Consider the following 17,723-nt stretch of genomic DNA (forward strand, 5'->3'; position numbering starts at 1 on the left):
GTTTTCTATATCGAAAACCTGTGATTTTCATGCGACTACACTGGGCCTTCCTGGGGCTATTTTGTTTGTATTTATTGACTTCGTGCAAGAAGAACGAAGATATTACGCTTCTCCGATTAGACCAGCAACTTTTTTCCGGCAAATCGCCTGATAAAATCCAGGCTTTTCTGAACCGAAATTCGGCTGTGTCTCAATTGTACTTTAACGCGAATGGAGCCGTAAATGATACAGCCCTCGTTCGGGAATTGACTAACCGGGTAAACAATCCAGCCCTCAACCAACTCAACACGCAGATTCAGGCCGAGTTTAGCGATATGGCCGACCTGAAAAAGCAATTGGCCGACGCGTTCACGAATATTAAAAAAGATTTTCCAGACTTTCATTCGCCTAAAGTTGCTACCATTGTGACGGGCTTCCTCGGGCCGGATTTGGTCGTTACGGATAGTCTCATCATTATCGGTCTCGACTATTTTGCCGGTCCGAAAGCCAAATACCGCCCACCAAGACAAGAGTTTCCGGAATACATCCTTCGGCGGTATGCAAAAGAATACATTGTTCCGGCTATCGTCTTTGCCATCTCTGACAAATACAATGCCACGAACCACCAGGACCAAACGATGCTGGCCGATATGATCTATTATGGCAAAGGATACATCTTTACTAAAACGATGCTACCCGACATGGGTGGCGAACCGGTAGCGGATAGCTTAGTCATCGGCTATTCAGACAAGCAACTGACTCAAACGTTTAACGCACAGGATATTGTCTGGGCGCATTTTATTGATAATCAGTTGCTGTATCAAACGAATCCGGCCGTAAAACAGCGATATTTGAACGAACGGCCCTTTACGGCTGAAATTGGGCAGGCTTGCCCCGGCGCCATTGGACGCTGGTTAGGCTGGCGAATGGTTGGCATGTATCACGATGAACATAGCAGCGTTAGCCTGGCCGACCTGATGCGTAATTCGGATGCCCGGCAGATTTTTGAGCAGTCGGGGTATAAAGGACAAAAAGAATAAGACGTGTGGTGTCGGGTTCTCAAACCCGACGCGCTACTAATGTCGGGTTTGAGAACCCGACACCACTAAAAAATGGCAAAACGGGGACGAAGTTTTGGCGAAGAAGCCAAAGAAGAGGATAAAAAGAAGCTGAGCAGCGAGGGCTTAAAAAAAGCCCTGAGCATATTCCGGTTTATCAGGCCTTACCGGGTTCAGTACACAATTGGGTTTGTGTTTCTGATTTTATCGACGGGAACGACAATGAGCTTCGGGTTGCTGATTGGGCAAATCACGAGCGTTATTCAGGGCAAGTCGGCGTTTACGCTCAACCAGGTGACGCTGTTTTTTGTGGGCGTGTTAATCGCACAGGCCATTTTCTCCTTCTGCCGCATTTACTTTTTCTCGCAGGTAAGTGAGCGGGCGATGGCTGATGTTCGCCGGGCAACCTACAGCAAAATCATTACCCTGCCGATTCCGTTTTTTGAGCAACGGCGCGTGGGCGAATTAACCAGTCGCATCTCGTCCGATATCTCTCAATTACAGGATGTTCTGACGCTTACTGTAGCGGAGTTATTCCGGCAAATAGGCACGCTCACTATCGGCACGGCTATTATTTTTTATGTATCCTGGAAGCTGACCTTGTTCATGCTGGCGACCTTCCCGGTTATGATTGTGGCGGCTATGTTCTTCGGTCGGTTCATCCGACGACTGTCGAAGAAGGCGCAGGACTTGTTGGCGCAGGCAAATGTCATTGTTGAGGAAACCTTACAGTCTATAAATGTGGTGAAGGCGTTTACCAACGAGAAATTAGAAATTAATCGGTATGGAACGGCCTTACAGCGGGTGGTTGAGACCGCTCTGTACGCAGTTAAGTATCGGGGTATATTCGTCTCCTTCATCATCTTCACGCTTTTCGGCGGCATTATTGGCGTGGTTTGGTATGGCGGTTCCTTGGTGATGGCCAACGAAATGCCTTTTGCTGACTTGCTGACATTCATTGTTTACACCACCTTTATTGGCGGCTCAGTGGCCGGTATGGGCGATTTGTATGCTCAATTGCAGAAAACAATCGGCTCGTCGGAGCGTATTCTGGAAATTCTGGAGGAGCCATCGGAAGTAAATGCCACCGAAGAGTTGCCGCTGTTTGTACCGGTGCAGGGCAACGTTAAATTTGATACTATCCGCTTCGCCTATCCGTCGCGTCCTGATATCCAGGTGTTAAAAGGCATTTCGTTTGATGTAGCTGCCGGACGCAAAATTGCGCTGGTTGGCCAGAGTGGGGCTGGCAAATCGACCATCGTGCAATTGCTCATGCGCTATTATCCCCTCGGCGGTGGCCAGATAACCATCGATGGCCGCGATTTGGCCGGTTTTAACGTTACCGAACTACGCAAAAATATTGCCGTTGTGCCGCAGGAAGTGATGCTGTTTGGCGGTACGATTCTGGAGAATATCCAATACGGCAAGCCTGGTGCTACGGAAACTGACGTTCGCGAAGCGGCCCGAAAAGCCAATGCTCTGCAATTTATCGATTCCTTTCCCGAAGGGTTGCAAACCATTGTGGGCGAGCGGGGCGTTAAATTATCGGGTGGACAGCGGCAGCGGATTGCCATTGCCCGCGCCATCCTAAAAGACCCGGCTATCCTGATTCTGGACGAAGCCACGAGTTCGCTCGATGCCGAGTCGGAGAGGTTAGTGCAGGAAGCCCTGGATGAACTGATGCAAAACCGCACCACGATTATTATTGCCCACCGGCTGGCAACCATTCGCAAAGTCGACATGATTTACGTCATGCGCGAAGGTCAGATTGCCGAGTCGGGCACCCACGATGAACTGGCTATGCAGGAAGACGGCATCTACGCGAATCTGGTTAAATTGCAGTTTGAAACGATAGAATAAAAAGCGTCGTTAGTTATCAGTCGATAGATTTTAGTAAGTAGCAGGCAATCGACTGACCGCCACGGCGGACCGTGACTATTGACTAAAAACCATGACTCCCGCTTCTAAAACCCTGAAAGAGTTCAGCCTCCGGCACACGAATGGCCGCGAGGAAGTCCTGGATTTGTTTCTAAACGCTGGTCATGCCCTGGCGCACCACGATGTGGAAAACGGCCTTGGACCCGACCACGACCGCGTAACGATTTATCGAACACTTCGGACGTTTCTGGACAAGGGACTGCTTCACAAAGTACTTGACGATGAGGGTGGGACAAAATACGCCCTGTGCCGAGAAACCTGCACCGATGGCCACCATCACCACGACCACGTCCATTTTAAATGCGAAACCTGCGGCCAGACGACCTGCTTAGATAACGTTAACATCCCTGCCATTGCGCTGCCTGAAGGGTACAATCGCAAAGAAATGAATCTGCTGATTCAGGGCGTTTGCCAGGATTGCAATAAGTAACGCGGGCGGTCGGGATGCCGCACCACCGCCGTTGCGCGGGGCCGCCCATGCGGTGGAACCCCACTACTATGTTTAAAATCGCGGGGTTTCACCCGCGTTACCGTATGCCCCCCGAAACTCTTTTCCACGAACGTCAACAAAAATTTAGTCAGGCCGAACAAGCTGCCCAGCGTCGGTACAACCAACTGGCTTTCTGGCGGCTTGTCTTGTTTATAGCCAGTGTAACCACCGTTTGGGTATGTATCCGGCTTAATGAGCAGCTCTATGCTATAATTGTCCTGATAATCGGTGTAGCAGTTTTTTTAATACTGCTGAAAAAGCACCAGAGTGTCCGGCGTGAGCGCGATTTGAATCACCAGTTGGTCTTTATTAATCAGGATGAAGCCGCCCGGCTTAAACGGCAGTACCTGCGTCCCGAAACAGGCGAAGAATTTGCCAGCCCAACCCATTATTATTCCGGCGATTTAGACGTTTTTGGTAAACATTCTCTCTTTCGGCTGCTTAATCGGACACATTCTTACAAAGGTCAGAACCGGCTGGCTACCTGGCTCAAGGTGCCGTCAAACCCCGATGCCATCCGACTCCGTCAGCAGGCCATTGCCGAACTGAACCCGCAAACTGAGTGGCGGCAACAGGTTGAAGCATTGGCGTATCTGGAAGAAACCGTTGGTTGCTCACCCGATGCATTAGTCAACTGGGCCACTGCCAGTGTTTCACCCTTGCCGGGCTATTTACCTGTTGTTCGATTTTTGTTTCCGGCTATTACGTTAAGTTTGTTTATTGCCTGGCTGCTGGGCTATTTACCAGGTGGTTCTGTTCTGTTAGGGCTGGCTGTTCATGGGTTAGTCCTCAGCCAAACATCAGTACGGGCTAAAGACGTGAGTGAACAAACGTTCGAGATTTCGGCAGCACTACGGGCGTTTCAGGCCTTGTTTCAGCAGGCCGAAACAGTGAAAGGTGAGACCGTTCGCCTACGGGCTATTCAGCAGGCATTAACGTCGCACGACCGGTTGGCATCGGAGGCCATTAGCCAGCTTAGTCAGTTGACTGAGGGATTAAATTACCGGCGTAATCCATATTTCTACCTGTTATTCGGCATCGCGACGCTCTGGGATGTTCACTACCTGTTCCGGCTCGAACGCTGGCGAAAACAGCACGGACCTGACCTTAACCAGTGGTTTGACGCATTGGGCGAACTGGAAGCGCTCAATAGCCTGGCCGGATTTGCCTATGCCCACCCAACCTACGCAACGCCCGATATTGTTGATGACCAACTGCTGATCGACATCCAATCGGCAGCGCACCCTTTATTGCCAGCCGCCCGGTCTGTTAGCAACTCCCTCACGCTAACCGGCACAGGTCAAACAGTTTTGATTACGGGGTCCAACATGTCGGGGAAAAGCACATTTCTGCGGACAGTAGGTGCTAATGTGGTGCTGGCGCTGGCGGGAGCCGTTGTGAGTGCTGAACGATTCTCGTGCTCACCCGTGCGGGTATTCACCAGTATGCGAACGCAGGACTCGCTCGAAGAGAGCACCTCCTCATTCTACGCCGAACTAAAGCGGCTTCAAACGCTTATTGGCCTGACAAAACAACCAACTGCCGTTCCGCAGGAACGCCTGCCGCAGGGTCGCCTGCCAGTCTTATATTTTCTGGATGAAATTCTGAAAGGTACAAACTCGGCTGACCGCCACCGGGGAGCCGAAGCCCTGATTCGGCAACTACACCAGACCACAGCTTCAGGCTTTGTTTCGACCCACGACCTCGAATTAGGCCAACTCACCGACGCCGATGGGTTTGTGCGAAACTTCCATTTTCAATCTGACCTGCAAAACGGTGAGTTGGTATTTGATTACAGGCTCCGGGATGGTATTTGCGAGAGTTTCAACGCCAGCCAACTCATGCAGGCAATTGGTATTGAGATGGACGCAGTTCAGAAATAAAACCAGTGCCAGCGCAGTTTCGGGCCAATCTGTAAAGTCGGGGCTGGAATTTTGATGTACTTCAACGCGCACAAAATTGCCTTTGCCACCGAACTTCGTGGTTTCAACAGTTTAATTAAATTGATGTCTGGCGAAATATACCACTCGTGCCGACCGCCCAGGCCGTCGTGATGCTGGCTCCAGGTTTCCGCTTCGAGTCCCACACCCACCGACAGTTGCAGCCAGTCGGGACAGGTACGCTGCCAGCGTTGGCCACCCAATCGTTCCGGCGAAAACGAAAACCAGTACGTTTGATTAATGTAATCGTCAATGGAAAATCGTTGTGCTGGAATTCCCCGTTCCGTAAAGTATTTAGGCGTCTGTTGCCAATAACTTACTTTCCATTGGGCATCGCGCAGAAAACCCGACCGATGTTGTGCCATTGGCCAGAAACCCCCCAGCGTTCCGGCGGCAACATCGCGCCAGCTAAAGCCATATGTTGGGGAATAGGCGTCTTTCAACTCAATCCCTATTTCAACAAAAGCCGCTGAACCAAGCGCCAGCCATTCTGCCTTCCGCTCCGAAACGCCCGCCCACCGAAAGGCCTTGTCGTAAGTTTCCGATACAAAAACTCCGCCCGCCAGGTGCGCCACTTTGTCTAAACCACCGGCGTAGGTCAAATCCCGGCCTGCATCAAAATGAAACGGAACCCCTTTTCCGTGCCACCAGGTTCGGTCAAGGTATACATACGTAGAGCCAAGCGTAAGCAGGGAGGTAGCCCCAACGGTCCGTATCCGACCTTTTTGTCGAACAGGCTTTTGAGATGAGATGCTATCCCGGCAAATTGGTAACGAATCTGCCAAAACATCGCCATTCAGGAAATGCAACAAAACGAGGAGTTTTAAACCCATGCGTTCTTTGACTCATTGAGTCAAAACAAGTTACATCACGAAGGCCGAAAATAATCCCAACCAGGCGCTGTCACCACTTGTTAGATATACTGAAAGCAGTATATTTGCTGATATAAAAATAGTATGCTTGCATACTGTTAATGCAGCTTGATAAATAGAGGAATCGGGTTTTGACTCAGGAAACAATAAAAAAAGCCCTCCCAATTGGGAAGGCTTACGTTAAGGTGGTGGTGATGGACGGAATCGAACCGCCGACACAAGGATTTTCAGTCCTTTGCTCTACCAACTGAGCTACATCACCGAAACGTGGGTGCAAAACTACGCCATTGATTAGCTTTTTACAACATATCGACCGGAATATTTTCAAATCAGCTATGGTCTTTGCTCCCATTTAGTTGATAGTCAGACTCAAAAAGCCCAGTACTTTATGGAGATTTTCCAGCAAATTTTGTTCGTTACAGCCCTTGCTCTAACAGCCTGGTACATCACGAAACGCGTTAAACTCATTGCCCGCGCTATCAATCTGGGCCGACATGAGAACCGCTCGGACCATGCCGGCGAGCGATTGAAAACAATGTTGTTGGTTGCGTTCGGCCAGAAAAAAATGTTTACCAATCCGTTCGTTGGCATACTTCACTTTGTTATCTACGCGGGTTTCCTAATTATCAATATCGAAATTCTCGAAATTATTCTGGATGGCATTTTAGGGACGCACCGTTTGTTTGCGCCCTATATTACGCCCGTCTACCCAATTCTGATTACTATTTTTGAACTGCTGGCGTTCGGTGTTCTAACCGTCTGCGTAGTGTTTTTATGCCGCCGGTTTGTTGCCCGCGTGAGTCGTCTGCAAGCCGAACATCACCGTGAATTACGGGGCTGGCCAGTTTCTGATGCTACAATTATTCTGACCGCCGAGATTCTGTTGATGATTGCCTTCCTGACCTGGAATGCGTCTGACAGCGTTCTGCGCGACCGGGGCGTTGGGCATTATGGCGACTTGCAGGGCGTTGTGCCTGATTTCCTCATCAGCCAGTTTCTGAAACCGCTCTTCATCAATTTCAGCGATACAACCTTAGTTGCGTATGAGCGAACAGCCTGGTGGCTGCACATTCTGGGTATTCTGGCGTTTGCGGTCTATGTAACTTACTCTAAACACCTGCATATTGCCCTCGGCTTTCCAAACGTCTATTTTTCCGACCTCCAGCCAAAGGGTGAAATGCAGAACATGCCCGAAATCACGAAAGAGGTGCAACTCGCCCTTGGCTTACCCGTAACAACGGAACCTGACGACTCTCAAACGAATGACAATGGTGGGCAACCCCCTGAAGTTGGCCGGTTTGGGGCGAAAGATGTCCAGGATTTGACCTGGATTAACCTCATGAATGCCTATAGTTGTACCGAATGTGGGCGTTGCACGGCGGCTTGCCCGGCCAACATTACGGGCAAAAAACTGTCGCCCCGTAAAATCATGATGGATACCCGCGACCGGCTCGAAGAAATTCAGCAGGGTTGGAAAGCCAATGGCAACGACTATCAGGACGATAAATCCCTATTAGGCGATTACATTACCGCCGAGGAGTTAAACGCCTGTACAACTTGTCAGGCGTGCATAAATGCCTGCCCAATCAACATCAATCCGCTGGATATTATTCTGCAACTGCGCCGGTATCGGGTCATGGAAGAGTCGCAGGCACCGGCCTCCTGGAATGCCATGTTCAGCAATATCGAGAATAATATGGCTCCCTGGAAGTTCTCACCCAGCGACCGCTTCAACTGGGCCGAACAGGTAAATGAATAATTGGTTCAGGTTCAACGTTTCATTCAGCAATATCGAACGTTGAACCTGAAGCCTGAAACAGATAAATATGTCAACTACTAAAGCATACACCGTACCGATAATGGCCGATATGGCCGCATCGGGCGAAGAACCGGAGATTTTGTTTTGGGTCGGTTGCGCTGGCTCATTCGATGATCGGTACAAACGCGTGACGATTGCCTTCGTGCGTATCCTAAACCATGTTGGCATCAAGTTCGCCGTGTTGGGACCCGAAGAAGCCTGTACAGGCGACCCGGCGCGTCGGGCTGGCAACGAGTTTTTGTTTCAGATGCAGGCAATGGCAAACATTCAGGTGCTGAACGGTTATAACATAAAGAAAATCGTGACAGCCTGCCCACACTGTTTCAACACGCTCAAGAACGAATATCCTGAATTAGGAGGTACTTACGAAGTTATTCACCATTCGCAGTTTTTGCAGGGCCTTATCAACGAGGGGCGCGTTCGGGTTAAAGACGGACAGTCGTTTAAAGGGCGACGAATAACCTTCCATGATTCGTGCTATCTGGGCCGTGCGAACAAAATTTATGAAGCTCCTCGCGAAGTGCTGGCCGCACTGGATGCTGATTTGGTCGAAATGAAGCGTGTTCGGGCGAATGGCCTCTGTTGCGGAGCCGGTGGCGGGCAATATTTTAAAGAACCAGAGCCGGGCAAAAAAGATGTGAACGTTGAGCGGGTCGAAGAAGCCCTTAGTACAGGCGCAGATACCATTGCCGTGGCCTGCCCCTTTTGCATGACCATGATGTCTGACGGAGTGAAAAACAAAAACCGTGAAGATTCCGTCCGGGTCTACGACATTTCGGAACTCATCGCACAGAGGCAGGGGTTGTGATGTTAATGAATACTGTCTAATGAACAGTAGGTGAACCTGCCCGATTTTATCATTCTACAGTATTCATTGTACATTTTACATTAATCTTATGTACGTTGACTTCGATAAACTGCCTGATAACGCCCGCGTGTGGGTGTATCAGGCGAACCGCTCACTCACTGAAAGTGAAGTAAAAACGATTGAGAAGTCTCTGCAACCGGCTCTGAGCCAATGGGTTGCCCATGGGCAACCATTGCTGGCATCGGCGCAGGTAATTGACAATCGATTTGTGGTCGTTGGTGTCGACGAAGGATATAACTTACCCAGCGGCTGCTCAATTGATGCCTCGGTGCGGACGATACGAGAGATTGGCAATCAGGCAACTATTGATTTTTTCGACCGCTCGGCAGCTATTCAGCTAGTCGATGGGTCTGTGCAGACGTTTGCTTTGCCAGCAATTAAAGCCGCCGTAACTGAGGGAGTTATAACCCCCGACACAACTGTCCTGAATACTTTAGTGAAAACTAAATCGGAGTTTCTGGCACATTGGCATATCCGGGCCGCCGATTCGTGGTTGAAGCGCTATTTTAAATCTATAACGGTTTAAACACGCATTGTAACGTTAAAAGCCGACTGATTTACTACTCATGAGTAGTAAATCAGTCGGCTTTTAACGTTGTCAGGTGGGGAAACGTTCACTGCCAAATAGTCATATTCGACTGATTTTAAACCTTCTTTTTGAACAAAGGATTAATTTTTGCAGTGAAGTAGAATACAACTCAGCGATTTGGTCGGCTATCTTATCGAATTCGTTGGGTATTGCCAACGGTAAACGGCAATAAACGCTTACTTTTATGGCGACTATACACCAAGTTATGTCAGATACGCCAACTCGCGATGACCGGGACCGCCCCGGCGGACCGGCCGGACCGGACCAATTATTACCCGAAGGCGAGGCTATTGAACAGCCCTCGGAAGACACACCTGCCCGCCGATATACGGAAGAGCAGAAGTATCAGGTATTTAATAAGGAGTTTATGCCTCACATCGACTCCATGTACAACTTTGCCTTTCGGCTAACCATGGACGAGGACGATGCCAACGACCTCGTGCAGGATACCTATTTAAAGGCATTCCGGTTTATTTCGTCATTTGAGCAAGGAACTAACGCCAAAGCCTGGCTGTTTCGGATCCTGAAGAACAGCTTCATTAATGATTATCGGAAAAAAAGTAAAGAACCGGCAAAAGTAGATTATCAGGACGTTGAGACGACGTATAATTCTGAAGATGCCGAATCTGAACATACAGTCGACCTCCGGGCCGAATCTGTTTCTGATTTAATTGGCGATGAAGTAGCGAATGCTCTGAATTCGCTGCCCGTTGATTTTCGAACCGTTATTATTCTCTGCGACATCGAAGGATTCACGTATGAGGAAATGGCGAAGATTCTGGATATTCCAATTGGTACTGTTCGGTCCCGCTTGCATCGCGCCCGTAACCTGTTGAAAGAAAAATTGCGTGATTATGCTTCTTCGATGGGATATAATGATGAAAATGATGACTAAAGCCGAACTTTTTCTATCTGTATATTGGTTCTCCTGATAACTTAATGTTATTATTATTCTTGGAATAAATACAATTTTTCCAATGCAGACCTCGTTACCATCATCTTCATCCAGCGCTAAGCCTGAGATGAAAGAGCATTGCAGTCACCGGGCCGACTGCCTGAAGATGATTCAGTTAATTCTGGATGGAGAAGCTACCGACCAGCAACTCGCCAAATTGAAAGTCAATCTTGAATCCTGTCAACCCTGTATCGAGATGTATCACCTTGAAAAGGAAGTTAAGGAACTATTGACGAAGCGTATGGAAAAGCGTTGCTGTCCCGACCAGTTAGTCGCAACGATCAAAGCTAAGATTTTGACATTTAGTTAAGCATAAAATTCTACGATTGGGGTAACTGAGGACGAGGCAACGGCCTACCTTAGTTACCCCAATTCAGTTTAAGTGGTTTATAGTTTATGGTTAACTGACGCGAGCGGTCTTAATACGTCAGCTAACCATAAACCGCTCCGGCGGCCCGGCAAAAACTGTAAACCAAAAACCACAAATTCTTTTGGACGGCAAACTCATCATTTTTTCGGCCCCCTCTGGTTCAGGCAAGACCACCATTGTCAGGCATCTGCTGGCCGAGAATACCAATCTCGGCTTTTCTATTTCCGCCTGCACCCGCGACCGCCGGGGCCGAACCGAACAAAACGGCAAAGACTACTACTTTCTGACTCCCGAAGAATTCAAGCAGAAAATTGACAACGACGAATTTGTCGAATGGGAAGAGGTATATACCGGTGCCTTCTACGGCACGTTAAAATCGGAAATTCAGCGGCTTTGGGACAATGGGCAACATGTGCTGTTCGACGTAGATGTGCAGGGTGGTCTGAAATTGAAAGAATTCTATGGCGACAAAGCGTTAGCCGTTTTTGTGAAGGTGCCGGATGAAGAAACACTCCGCCAACGCTTGATTGGACGTGGTTCTGAAACGGAGGAAAGCCTGTCGAAACGACTCTTTAAAGTTCACTTTGAAATGAGTTTTCAAAATCGCTTTGATGTAGTTTTAGTGAACGATGATTTGGAAACGTCGCTTCAGAAAGCGCAGAAATTAGTGGATGATTTTGTGCTGGGCAACAACGTACCAGCAAAGGCAACGGTAGTATGAGTGGTCAGTCGTTAGTGGGCAGCTAAGAACGGTACCACTAACAACTGACCACTAATGACTAATCATGAAAATCGGCTTATTCTTCGGTTCCTTCAATCCTATTCACGTCGGGCATCTGATCGTTGCTAATATAATAGCCACTACGACCGACCTCGAACAGGTGTGGTTTGTGGTGTCACCCCAGAATCCGTTCAAGAAGACCAAAAGCTTACTGCATGAGTTCGACCGGCTCGACATGGTAGAACGGGCTATTGCCGACAATAGTCATCTGAAAGCTACGAATATTGAGTTCTCGATGCCGAAACCCAGCTACACAATTGATACGCTGACACGCCTGAGCGAGAAGTTTCCGCAGCACACCTTCAACCTTATTATGGGCGAGGACAATCTGGAGCAGTTTGCCAACTGGAAAAACCACGATAAAATTCTGGAGTATTATGGCTTGTATGTGTATCCGCGTCCGCGCTCGGCCGAAAGTTCGTTCAGAACGCACCCCAGTGTTCGCCTGGTTGAAGCGCCGTTGTTAGATATTTCGGCGACATTTATTCGGGATAGTATTCGGGCCAACCGCTCCATCCGTTATATGGTGCCGGAGGTTGTAGAGGAAATGATTGAACGGAAGAAGTTTTACATATGAGTGTAGCCTGGACGGTCACGTCCGGATGAGTAATAGTTTACCACTTCATATCCGGACGTGGCCGTTCAGGCTACGATTATTCACGGAATGCCATTCTGAAACGTAATCTCTGTTGCCAAACCAATCGCGCTCATCCGAATCGCCACCGACCGGCTCTGCGACTTAATGCCCGATTGATTACACTGAGCCCCTTTTTCTAAAAAATAAATATAGAATTTCTGGTTTCGGTCGGCAATTTGATTCACATCGGGCCGGCCGAGCAACTCACCGATGGTATTGGCTGTTTTGCCTTTAAGGTTCTGAATTTCGGCCCTAAAACCGGGTACCAGCGTAGCCCGAATGCCATTACAGCCGCCCCGGTCGCTTCGCCATTTTTTCAGGTCAAGCTGGCCGAACTGGTCAGGTGCCGGGCTACAGCCAGCTAACAAGATGCATAAAACACTACTGAAAAAGAGTATTCGAGAACTCCATTCGGTTCGGCCTTTCTTCGCTCGTTCACTCGTTCGCTCTCTCACTTTTTCACTCATTATAAAGCACCTGCAACAGCGTTTGTCCTACGGCTTTGAGGGTTCCCCGGTCAATGTTACTCATATCGTCCTCAGCCGTGTGCCAGGCCGGAAAGAAACCACCCGTGCCAATGTTGGTATGAATTATATCAATCATTGGAATTTTGGCAATGGTATTTGGCGCAACATGGTCGTCGGTGATTTGGTTACCGGGCGTATCGACAAAATACTGGCTATAGCCACTCCGGCTGGCCGTTTGCCAGACCGTATTGACAACTGTAGGGGCAAACTGCATCGAAAGCCCTTCTCTCGTAAATGTAGCCCCTTTAGCACCGACCATGTCTAATAAAATACCGTAATAGGCCGAATAGCCGGGCTTATGAAGGTGTTTAGCCCAGTAGCGCGAACCTAAACAGAACCCAATATAATCATACTGATTACCAGTAGCCTGCTCAAAGTCACCGGACGCTTTTTCGCCATTACCCCAGTCTTCAGCATCGAAGAAAATAATGTCGACACCAATGGTTGGTTTTTGCTGACTCTGTTGAATCGTGCGGGCCAGTTCCAGCAAAACGCCAACGCCACTGGCTCCATCGTTGGCTGCCGTAACGGCCTTCTTTTGGTCGGCTTTATCCGGGTCATTGTCGGCATACGGGCGCGAATCCCAGTGGGCCGCCAGCAAAACTCGTTTGGTTGCCTGTGGATTAATGCTGCCAATGATATTACGGGCATTTAATTTCTTGCCATCCCAGGTGTTTCCCACAAACGATTGCTCCGTAACCTCACAGCCAAATTGCTTTAACTTAGCGGCCAGATAGTTGCCGGTCTGCACATGGGCGGGGGTATTAGGGACTCGTGGGCCAAACTTCACCTGCCGGTCAATGTAATCGTAGGCAGAGTCAGCATTGAATGCTGGAGCCGAGACTGTAGCTGGCTGTTTAGCGGTTTGGGTAGCTTCACCTTGTTTAGGCTTCTCTTTGCAGGAAAACAGGCTTAGCGTAAGGGCGAGAAGAAATAAGGTGGATTTGCTCATAGCTGTACGTTACTCTTCATAAGCCCAGTCAATCTGGTGTTTCATGTCTTTGATGGCCAAACCCTGCGCTTTGAAATACGAACGAATTTGGTCCACTTTGTCGTATTGACGCTGTTCTTTATACTCGCGGTAGAGCGTGAGCAGCCCTTCCAGAACGGGTTGGTTGTCAGTTCCTTCTTCGTGCAGGCCAAGCACATCCTGCAGAAAGGTCACGAATGATTCTTTCAGCAACTTGAAGACCTCTTCGCCCAGTACCGACGCCTGAAGCTGGTTCAGGTAAATCATGTTTATGTATTTGAGCAGGGTGAACAATTGAGCAATTCCAACGGCCGTATTCAGATCGTCGTTCATCGCTTCGTAAAACTGCTGCACAGCCAGCCGGATGTCCTGTTGCCTGTCTTCACTGACAGTTGCACTTTCGTCCGCCTGGTAAGTCAGTAGTTTCACAATACGCAATCCATTGGCTAATCGCCGATAGCCTTTCTGGGCCGCTTTAAGGGCATCGTTCGAGAAGTCGAGGGTGCTCCGATAATGCGACTGAAGCATGAAAAATCGGACCGTCATGGGGCTATACGGTTGTTCGAGCAGTTGGTGGCTACCCGCAAACAGTTCGACGGGCAGGAAAGAATTACCCAGCGACTTCGACATTTTCTGTCCATTAACGGTCAGCATATTCGAGTGCATCCAGTAGCGCACGGGGTCGTGGCCAGTCAATCCGTCGCCCTGGGCGATTTCGCATTCGTGGTGCGGGAATTTCAAATCCATACCCCCCCCATGAATATCGAATTGTTTGCCTAAGTATTTGGTACTCATGCAACTGCACTCTAAATGCCAGCCCGGAAAGCCTTCGCCCCAGGGGGAGTTCCAGCGCATCAGATGGTCGGGAGAGGCCCGCTTCCAGATGGCGAAATCGAGCGGGTTTCGTTTTTCGGATTGCCCGTCTAATTCGCGGGTTTCATTCAGCAGGTCGTCCAGAATCCGGCCCGATAATTTGCCGTAATTTCCGCCCCGTTTATTATACGTCTCAATGTCGAAATATACCGAGCCGTTCGATTCGTAGGCCAGATCTTTTGCCAGCAATGCCTGCACTGCTTCGATTTGCTCAACCATGTGGCCCGTTGCCGTTGGCTCAATACTGGGCGGAATGGCGTTGAACTGCGTCATTACCGTATGGAAATCGTTGGTGAACCGCTGCACAATTTCCATGGGCTCCACCTTCTCCAGCTTGGCCATCCGGCCAATTTTGTCCTCGCCCTCATCGCCATCGCCAACCAAGTGGCCAACATCAGTCAGATTACGAACATAGCGCACTTTATAACCGATAAACGTTAGGTAGCGGTAGAGGGTGTCGAAAGTCAGAAACGTGCGGACGTTGCCGAGGTGGACGTAGTTGTAAACCGTTGGACCACACACATACATGCCTACGTAAGGCGGGTTGATGGGTTCAAACAGTTCTTTTTTGCGGGAAAGCGTATTGTATAAATGAAGCGGTTGCATCGGTTGATTAACTAATTCTGGACACTGATAAAGGAAGCGGACTGCCAGGTGGCATCGGTAGGGTAAGGTTAATCGGTCAGCGACAACAGGGTGCTCGTAGACCGTAAATTTCCTTCATCAGCATGACAATAGGGTCCTGTTTGTGAGAGCGAAGTTACGGATTGTTCAGCGTAAAACGGTAGGTCGGCAAAGCGGCTCCGTCACTTTTGTCTATATTCGCATTTTGTTTTCAGATTTGACCCGCTTCGGTTCCGTAATGCAGGTAGTTGACGTAGGCGAAAACGCCCGATACCAAAAAGAATTTATCCAGTTTCCCGTGCGGCTCTATAAACATGACCCGTGCTGGATTCGCCCGTTGGATGCCGATGTGGAGGAGGTTTTCGACCCAGCCCGCAACAAACGGTTTGAGCATGGCGAATGCGTTCGGTTTTTGCTGTTGACTGATAAAAGCGAAACCATTGGACGAATGGCGGCCTTTATCGACCACGAAATCGCCAATCTCGACAACGACCAGCCAACGGGTGGAATCGGGTTTTTCGAGTGCATTAACGAGCAGTCAGCCGCTTTCCTGCTTTTTGACGCGGGCAAAGCGTGGCTTCAGCAACGGGGTATGGAAGCCATGGACGGCCCTATTAACTTCGGTGACCGCGACCGCTGGTGGGGTTTGCTGGTCGATGGGTTCGACCGCGAGCCTAATTATTGTATGCCCTATACCAAGTCCTACTACATTTCTTTTTTTGAGCAGTACGGCTTTCAGAATTATTTTAAACAGTTTACGTTTGGCATTCCAACAACCTGGGCTAAACTGACCGATATGTCGCAGGCGGTGAAAGACCGCGCCCAGCGTATTTTTCAGAACCCGGATTATAGTTTTCGGACGATTGATAAGAAACATCTACCTGCAGCCGCCGAGCAGTTTCGGCATATTTATAACGCGGCCTGGGCCGGACATAGTGGCGTAAAAGAGATGTCGACGGGGCAGGCACAACTGCTCATGCAGAAGTTGAAGCCGGTCATTGACGAAAAAATTATCTACTTCGCTTATTACCTCGATGAGCCAGTTGCTTTTTTTGTCTGCCTGCCCGAACTGAACCAGGTTTTCAAGCACGTAAACGGCAAACTTGATTTGATTGGCAAGCTGAAATTTTTGTGGCACATGCTGCTGAAAACCAACCACAAAGCCTTTGGCGTCGTGTTTGGCGTAGCACCCGAACATCAGGGAAAAGGCGTTGAAGCGGCCATTGCCCTCCGAATGCCACACGAAGCAGACCACAACCCCAACTTTCAATACACCGAACTGGAAATGAACTGGGTTGGTGATTTTAACCCAATTATGGTGCGGTTTGTGAGTCAGTTAGGGTCGCGCATCGTCAAAACGCATAGTACGTACCGGTACTTATTTGACCAGACCAAACCCTTTAAACGCTGCCCGGTCATTGGACGGAAGAAGTAAAAATTGTTTCATGTTTCAAGTTCCACGTTTCAACCGGCACTTGAACATGGAACCTGAAACTTGAAACCTGAAATAAACTAATGAGCTTACTTACAATCGGTTCCGTAGCGTTCGACGCGCTGGAAACCCCGTTCGGCAAGACCGACAAGATTATCGGTGGTGCTGCTACCTACATCACGCTTTCGGCATCCTACTTTACTAAAGAGAATAACCTGGTGGCCGTGGTGGGGGATGATTTCCCACAAACTATGATCGACGACCTCAATCAGCACGGGGTCAATACCGAAGGGCTGCAGGTTCGGGTGGGTGAGAAGACCTTCTTCTGGTCGGGTAAGTACCATAACGACATGAACACCCGCGACACGGTGGAGGTGCAGTTGAACGTGATGGAAGATTTTGACCCGGTCATTCCTGATTCGTATCAGGATTGCCAGTACTTAATGCTGGGCAATTGCGCCCCTGCCCTTCAGCAAATGGTTGTTGAGCGGTTGCACCAGCGACCCAAACTGATTGTGCTCGACACAATGAATCTATGGATTGAAATTGCCAATCCTGATCTGATGAACCTGCTCAAACTGGTTGATGTGTTGGTGGTGAACGACGAGGAGGCTCGCCAATTGACCCACGAGTATTCGATAGTGAGAGCGGCTGCCAAAATCCGAACGATGGGGCCCAAGACGGTTATTATTAAGAAAGGAGAGCATGGAGCACTTCTGTTTAGTGAGGATCAAATCTTCTTTGCGCCCGCTCTGCCGCTCGAAGAAGTATTTGACCCAACCGGCGCGGGTGATACCTTCGCAGGGGGCTTTATCGGCTACTTAGCCAAAACCGGCGATAGTTCGTTCGACAATATGAAGCGTGCCATTATTTACGGCTCGGCGATGGCCTCATTCTGCGTCGAAAAGTTTGGGGCCGAGCGAATCATGAACCTAACGCAGGAGGAAATCAAGGCGCGGGTGGGCGAGTTCGTGACGCTGTCGGCGTTTGGGTTAGTCTAA

17 protein-coding genes and 1 tRNA gene are annotated in these 17,723 nt (G+C 49.3%); 13 read left to right on the forward strand and 5 right to left on the reverse strand.

Translation table 11 applies throughout. The features are described from left to right. The first annotated feature begins 29 nt into the window (after window positions 1-29). The 4 genes from ACYVI1_RS10210 (at window position 30) to ACYVI1_RS10225 (ending at window position 5,348) form a co-directional block, all read left to right on the forward strand. Entirely contained in the window at window positions 30-1,019 is a 990-nt protein-coding gene (locus ACYVI1_RS10210) for a gliding motility protein GldB-related protein (protein ID WP_460909534.1), read from the forward strand. Between the two features lie 72 nt (window positions 1,020-1,091). Further along, window positions 1,092-2,897 carry an ABC transporter ATP-binding protein gene (locus tag ACYVI1_RS10215; protein ID WP_460909536.1) on the forward strand — a complete coding sequence of 602 codons (1,806 nt, stop codon included), beginning with the start codon at window positions 1,092-1,094 and terminating at the stop codon, window positions 2,895-2,897. Between the two features lie 91 nt (window positions 2,898-2,988). Next, on the forward strand, window positions 2,989-3,405 hold the full coding sequence (locus tag ACYVI1_RS10220; RefSeq protein WP_460909539.1) for a Fur family transcriptional regulator: 417 nt from the start codon (window positions 2,989-2,991) through the stop codon (window positions 3,403-3,405). Window positions 3,406-3,509: 104 nt separating this feature from the next. After that, a complete protein-coding gene (locus tag ACYVI1_RS10225) occupies window positions 3,510-5,348 on the forward strand; it encodes a MutS-related protein (protein ID WP_460909540.1) in 1,839 nt (612 codons plus the stop codon). Here the strand turns inward: ACYVI1_RS10225 and ACYVI1_RS10230 are convergent. Beyond that, a complete protein-coding gene (locus ACYVI1_RS10230; RefSeq protein WP_460909542.1) occupies window positions 5,339-6,238 on the reverse strand; it encodes a DUF2279 domain-containing protein in 900 nt (299 codons plus the stop codon). The two genes, ACYVI1_RS10225 and ACYVI1_RS10230, sit on opposite strands and share 10 nt — an antisense overlap. A 225-nt stretch (window positions 6,239-6,463) precedes the next feature. Continuing rightward, window positions 6,464-6,539 (reverse strand) — tRNA-Phe (locus ACYVI1_RS10235). Between the two features lie 126 nt (window positions 6,540-6,665). Between ACYVI1_RS10235 and ACYVI1_RS10240 the strand changes: the two genes are divergently transcribed. From ACYVI1_RS10240 to nadD, 7 genes are all read left to right on the forward strand, one after another. Continuing rightward, entirely contained in the window at window positions 6,666-8,036 is a 1,371-nt protein-coding gene (locus tag ACYVI1_RS10240) for a 4Fe-4S dicluster domain-containing protein (RefSeq protein ID WP_460909545.1), read from the forward strand. A 67-nt stretch (window positions 8,037-8,103) separates the two neighbouring features. Beyond that, window positions 8,104-8,904 carry a (Fe-S)-binding protein gene (locus ACYVI1_RS10245; protein ID WP_460909548.1) on the forward strand — a complete coding sequence of 267 codons (801 nt, stop codon included), beginning with the start codon at window positions 8,104-8,106 and terminating at the stop codon, window positions 8,902-8,904. Window positions 8,905-8,992: 88 nt separating this feature from the next. Further along, the gene (locus ACYVI1_RS10250) at window positions 8,993-9,490 is read left to right on the forward strand and encodes a hypothetical protein (protein ID WP_460909550.1); all 498 of its coding nucleotides are present in this window, start codon (window positions 8,993-8,995) and stop codon (window positions 9,488-9,490) included. A gap of 268 nt (window positions 9,491-9,758) precedes the next feature. Continuing rightward, complete coding sequence (locus ACYVI1_RS10255) at window positions 9,759-10,448, forward strand: sigma-70 family RNA polymerase sigma factor (RefSeq protein ID WP_460910501.1); 690 nt, start codon at window positions 9,759-9,761, stop codon at window positions 10,446-10,448. 127 nt (window positions 10,449-10,575) lie between these two features. Beyond that, a complete protein-coding gene (locus ACYVI1_RS10260) occupies window positions 10,576-10,818 on the forward strand; it encodes a hypothetical protein (RefSeq protein ID WP_460909553.1) in 243 nt (80 codons plus the stop codon). Between the two features lie 181 nt (window positions 10,819-10,999). Next, window positions 11,000-11,599: a guanylate kinase gene (gene gmk / locus ACYVI1_RS10265; protein WP_460909555.1), complete on the forward strand. Its 600-nt coding sequence runs from the start codon at window positions 11,000-11,002 to the stop codon at window positions 11,597-11,599. Between the two features lie 64 nt (window positions 11,600-11,663). Continuing rightward, window positions 11,664-12,236: a nicotinate (nicotinamide) nucleotide adenylyltransferase gene (nadD, locus tag ACYVI1_RS10270; RefSeq protein ID WP_460909557.1), complete on the forward strand. Its 573-nt coding sequence runs from the start codon at window positions 11,664-11,666 to the stop codon at window positions 12,234-12,236. A gap of 80 nt (window positions 12,237-12,316) precedes the next feature. On the opposite strand, the gene ACYVI1_RS10275 is transcribed toward nadD, so the two are convergent. The 3 genes from ACYVI1_RS10275 to cysS form a co-directional block, all read right to left on the reverse strand. Further along, on the reverse strand, window positions 12,317-12,664 hold the full coding sequence (locus ACYVI1_RS10275; protein WP_460909559.1) for a hypothetical protein: 348 nt from the start codon (window positions 12,662-12,664) through the stop codon (window positions 12,317-12,319). Between the two features lie 91 nt (window positions 12,665-12,755). Further along, window positions 12,756-13,775: a M28 family peptidase gene (locus ACYVI1_RS10280; protein ID WP_460909562.1), complete on the reverse strand. Its 1,020-nt coding sequence runs from the start codon at window positions 13,773-13,775 to the stop codon at window positions 12,756-12,758. A 9-nt stretch (window positions 13,776-13,784) separates the two neighbouring features. Next, window positions 13,785-15,272 (reverse strand): cysteine--tRNA ligase, encoded by a 1,488-nt coding sequence (cysS, locus tag ACYVI1_RS10285; protein WP_460909564.1) that lies wholly within the window; start codon window positions 15,270-15,272, stop codon window positions 13,785-13,787. A gap of 256 nt (window positions 15,273-15,528) precedes the next feature. Between cysS and ACYVI1_RS10290 the strand changes: the two genes are divergently transcribed. Together ACYVI1_RS10290 and ACYVI1_RS10295 are read left to right on the forward strand one after the other, a co-directional pair. Beyond that, the gene (locus tag ACYVI1_RS10290; RefSeq protein ID WP_460910503.1) at window positions 15,529-16,725 is read left to right on the forward strand and encodes a hypothetical protein; all 1,197 of its coding nucleotides are present in this window, start codon (window positions 15,529-15,531) and stop codon (window positions 16,723-16,725) included. Between the two features lie 80 nt (window positions 16,726-16,805). Next, the gene (locus ACYVI1_RS10295) at window positions 16,806-17,723 is read left to right on the forward strand and encodes a PfkB family carbohydrate kinase (protein WP_460909566.1); all 918 of its coding nucleotides are present in this window, start codon (window positions 16,806-16,808) and stop codon (window positions 17,721-17,723) included.

This window comes from Spirosoma areae (assembly GCF_054781775.1).

Bases quoted from the DNA above. Each gene is read 5' to 3' on its own strand.
- ACYVI1_RS10210 (WP_460909534.1), top strand. From the start codon at position 30: ATGCGACTACACTGGGCCTTCCTGGGGCTATTTTGTTTGTATTTATTG.
- ACYVI1_RS10215 (WP_460909536.1), top strand. From the start codon at position 1,092: ATGGCAAAACGGGGACGAAGTTTTGGCGAAGAAGCCAAAGAAGAGGAT.
- ACYVI1_RS10220 (WP_460909539.1), top strand. From the start codon at position 2,989: ATGACTCCCGCTTCTAAAACCCTGAAAGAGTTCAGCCTCCGGCACACG.
- ACYVI1_RS10225 (WP_460909540.1), top strand. From the start codon at position 3,510: ATGCCCCCCGAAACTCTTTTCCACGAACGTCAACAAAAATTTAGTCAG.
- ACYVI1_RS10230 (WP_460909542.1), bottom strand. From the start codon at position 6,238: ATGGGTTTAAAACTCCTCGTTTTGTTGCATTTCCTGAATGGCGATGTT.
- ACYVI1_RS10240 (WP_460909545.1), top strand. From the start codon at position 6,666: ATGGAGATTTTCCAGCAAATTTTGTTCGTTACAGCCCTTGCTCTAACA.
- ACYVI1_RS10245 (WP_460909548.1), top strand. From the start codon at position 8,104: ATGTCAACTACTAAAGCATACACCGTACCGATAATGGCCGATATGGCC.
- ACYVI1_RS10250 (WP_460909550.1), top strand. From the start codon at position 8,993: ATGTACGTTGACTTCGATAAACTGCCTGATAACGCCCGCGTGTGGGTG.
- ACYVI1_RS10255 (WP_460910501.1), top strand. From the start codon at position 9,759: ATGTCAGATACGCCAACTCGCGATGACCGGGACCGCCCCGGCGGACCG.
- ACYVI1_RS10260 (WP_460909553.1), top strand. From the start codon at position 10,576: ATGAAAGAGCATTGCAGTCACCGGGCCGACTGCCTGAAGATGATTCAG.
- nadD (WP_460909557.1), top strand. From the start codon at position 11,664: ATGAAAATCGGCTTATTCTTCGGTTCCTTCAATCCTATTCACGTCGGG.
- ACYVI1_RS10280 (WP_460909562.1), bottom strand. From the start codon at position 13,775: ATGAGCAAATCCACCTTATTTCTTCTCGCCCTTACGCTAAGCCTGTTT.
- cysS (WP_460909564.1), bottom strand. From the start codon at position 15,272: ATGCAACCGCTTCATTTATACAATACGCTTTCCCGCAAAAAAGAACTG.
- ACYVI1_RS10290 (WP_460910503.1), top strand. From the start codon at position 15,529: ATGCAGGTAGTTGACGTAGGCGAAAACGCCCGATACCAAAAAGAATTT.
- ACYVI1_RS10295 (WP_460909566.1), top strand. From the start codon at position 16,806: ATGAGCTTACTTACAATCGGTTCCGTAGCGTTCGACGCGCTGGAAACC.